This window comes from Mesorhizobium sp. M7A.F.Ca.US.014.04.1.1 (genome assembly GCF_003998745.1).
Lineage (GTDB): Bacteria > Pseudomonadota > Alphaproteobacteria > Rhizobiales > Rhizobiaceae > Mesorhizobium > Mesorhizobium ciceri.
The window spans coordinates 1-3,007 of the sequence record NZ_RZRW01000648.1 but is presented as its reverse complement, the minus strand read 5'-3'; the positions used below and the strand labels follow the sequence as shown (position 1 = coordinate 3,007).

Below are 3,007 nucleotides of genomic sequence, written 5' to 3'. Positions count from 1 at the left end.
CAGCAGCACCACCCAGACATAGATGCTCGACAGGTTCGCCCACAAAAGCGACGAGCCGATGATGCCCGACAGGATCATCAGCCCGCCCATGGTCGGCGTGCCGGCCTTCTTGAAATGTGTCTGCGGCCCGTCGGCGCGGATCGGCTGGCCCTTGCCTTGCCGCAGCCGCAGCGAATTGATGATGGTCGGTCCAAAGATGAAGACGATCAGCGCCGACGTGATCAGCGCCCCACCGGTGCGGAAGGTGATGTAGCGGAAGACATTGAAGACCGAGACCTTGTCCGCAAAATCGACGAGCAGTGTGAACATGCGCTTTCGTCCCCCGACCTAGGTCTGTTTTCTGGTTGTCGATTCAGCCGGGAATTTGCCCAGCAGCGCATCGACCAGTTTTGCAAAACCGATGCCCTTCGACGATTTGATCATCACCACGTCACCCGGCTTGAGCGCGGCAAGCAGCACCGGCTTCAGCTCCTCGACACCGGCGCGGTATTCCGTCTTGATGTCAGCCGGCAGCGCTTCGGCCAGCGCCCGCATTTCCGGGCCGCCAAGAAAAACGGTCTGCGTGCCCGTGCCGACGATGAGATCGGCAAGGGCCGCATGCAGCTTGGTCGAATGGTCGCCGAGTTCGAGCATGTCGCCGAGCACGGCGATGCGGCGGCCCTCGCCCGTCACCGGCGTCGCGTTGAGCAACGCCATCGCAGCAGCCATCGATGCCGGATTGGCGTTGTAGCTTTCGTCGATCAGCGTGATCAGTCCACCGGGGTGGCTCGAAGTCGAACCACCGGGATGGCGCAGCACATGGCGCTTGCCGCGCCCGCGCTCGGCGGAGAGATCGGCCAGTGCTGAAGCAACCTTGTCGAGATCGGCGCCGACCAGATGCGCCGCACCCAGCACCGCCAGCACGTTCTGCACCATATGGCGACCGGGCGCGCCGATCCGCGCCGTCACTTCGTGGCCGCCGATCCTGGCGGTGATGTCGGAATGATCGGCATGCAGTTCGCATTTGGTGAGCTTGAAGGTAGAGCGCGCATTCTCGCCGAAGCCGTAGACGTGCTCGACACCGGCGGCATGGGCCATCTTGTCGAGCAGCTTGAATCGGGCATCGTCGCGGTTGAGGACGGCGGCCCCCTCGGGCTCCAACCCCTCGAAAATCTCGGCCTTGGCCTTGGCGATCTCGTCCAGATTACGGAAAAAGCCGAGATGCGCCGCCGCGATCATGGTGACGATGGCGACATGCGGCCTCACCATCTTGACCAGCGGACGGATCTCGTCGGGATGGTTCATGCCGATCTCGAACACGGCATAGTCGCAATCATCAGGCATCCGCGCCAAGGTCAGCGGCACGCCCCAGTGATTGTTGAAGGACTGCGCCGAGGCATGCACCTTGCCTACGGCTTGCAGCACATGGCGCAGCGCTTCCTTGGTGGTGGTCTTGCCGGCCGAACCGGTCACAGCGATGATTTTCGCGCTCGAGCGGGCGCGCGATGCAACTCCAAGCTTTTCCAGCGCGACCAGCACGTCCTCGACGACGATGATCGGCGCTGTCAACCGGCCGAGCGACGGCAGCTTGCCTTCGGCCACCACCAGCACGCCAGCGCCAGCCTTGATGGCGGCGGTTGCGAAGTCATGGCCGTCCATCGCCTCGCCCTTGATGGCGAAGAAGGCGTCGCCCGGCTGCAGGCTGCGGCTGTCGATCGAAATGCCTGAAATCCCCTCCGGCATCGGCCCGAGCGGCCGCCCGTCCATGGCGGCAACCAGCGCTTCGGAGGTCCACAGCAAGCTCATGCTGCGCGCTCCGTGAGTGCCGCGCGGACTTCCTCATGATCGGAGAAATGCAAGGTCTCGGAGCCGATCGTCTGGCCTTCCTCGTGGCCCTTACCGGCCACGATCAGCGTGTCGCCGGCATGCAGCATGGCGACCGCTTCGTGGATCGCCTGGCGCCGGTCGCCGATCTCGATGGCACCTGGAGCAGCGGCCAAAATAGCGGCACGGATCGTTTCCGGCACTTCGGAGCGCGGATTGTCGTCGGTGACGATGACGACATCGGCAAGCCGCGTCGCGATTTCGCCCATGATCGGCCTTTTTCCCCGGTCGCGGTCGCCGCCGCAGCCGAACACGACGATGACACGACCGGTGGTGAACGGCCGTACCGAAGCCAGCACGTTTTCCAGCGCGTCCGGCTTGTGGGCATAGTCGACATAGACCGGCGCGCCATTGCCGGTGGTGCCGACGAGGTCGAGCCGGCCCGGCGCGCCCTTCAGTTTCTCCAACGCTATCAGGGCCTTGGCGACAGGTGTTCCCGTGGAAATGGCAAGACCCGCCGAAACCAGCGCGTTCGAAATCTGGAAATCACCGGCCAGCGGCAGGTCGATCTCGTAGAGCACGCCGTCGGCCTCGACTTCGGCCCGCTGGCGGTGGCGTTCGTGCTCGACCCGCTTCAGCCTGAGGAAGTCGCCATGGCGGCCGACCGTCAGCACATTGAGCCCGGCAGCCTTTGCGGCCACGGTCGTCGGCGCCGACCATGGATCGTCGGCGAAGATCACGGCCGGCGCGCCCTTCGGCAGCAACGTGTCGAACAGGCGCAGTTTGGCGCGGTGATAATCCTCGATGGTCGGATGATAATCCATATGGTCGCGGCCGAGATTGGTGAAGCCGCCGGCGGCCAGCTTCACGCCGTCGAGGCGGCGCTGGTCGAGCCCATGGCTGGAGGCTTCCATCGAGGCGTGGGTGACGCCGGCATCGGCCAATTCCCGCAGCAATTGATGCAGGGCGACCGGATCGGGTGTCGTCAGCGAACCATAGTCGTTGCGCCCAGGCGCCACCACGCCGGTGGTGCCGATCGAAGCGGCGGCATAACCGGCTTGCTCCCAGATCTGCCTGGTGAAGGCTGCGACCGAGGTCTTGCCGCTGGTGCCGGTCACCGCGACCATGATCTCAGGCTGCTTGCCGAAATAGCGTGCCGCACTCTGCGCCAGCGCCAGGCGCGGATCGTCGACCGCCAGCACCG

Annotated in this window: 2 protein-coding genes and 1 pseudogene; all 3 read right to left on the bottom strand. The window is 64.8% G+C overall.

The features are described 5' to 3' along the window. Positions 1-309: pseudogene (mraY, locus tag EOA22_RS29270) on the bottom strand (phospho-N-acetylmuramoyl-pentapeptide-transferase); the annotation flags it as partial. 18 nt (positions 310-327) lie between these two features. Next, the gene (locus EOA22_RS29265) at positions 328-1,785 is read right to left on the bottom strand and encodes a UDP-N-acetylmuramoylalanyl-D-glutamyl-2,6-diaminopimelate--D-alanyl-D-alanine ligase (protein WP_063168312.1); all 1,458 of its coding nucleotides are present in this window, start codon (positions 1,783-1,785) and stop codon (positions 328-330) included. Beyond that, positions 1,782-3,007: UDP-N-acetylmuramoyl-L-alanyl-D-glutamate--2,6-diaminopimelate ligase (locus tag EOA22_RS29260; protein WP_127390418.1), on the bottom strand; the 1,226-nt coding region annotated here is incomplete at its 5' end. The genes EOA22_RS29265 and EOA22_RS29260, both read right to left, overlap by 4 nt.

Excerpts from the sequence above, each read along its gene's own strand:
- EOA22_RS29265 (WP_063168312.1), bottom strand. The coding sequence starts at position 1,785 with ATGAGCTTGCTGTGGACCTCCGAAGCGCTGGTTGCCGCCATGGACGGG.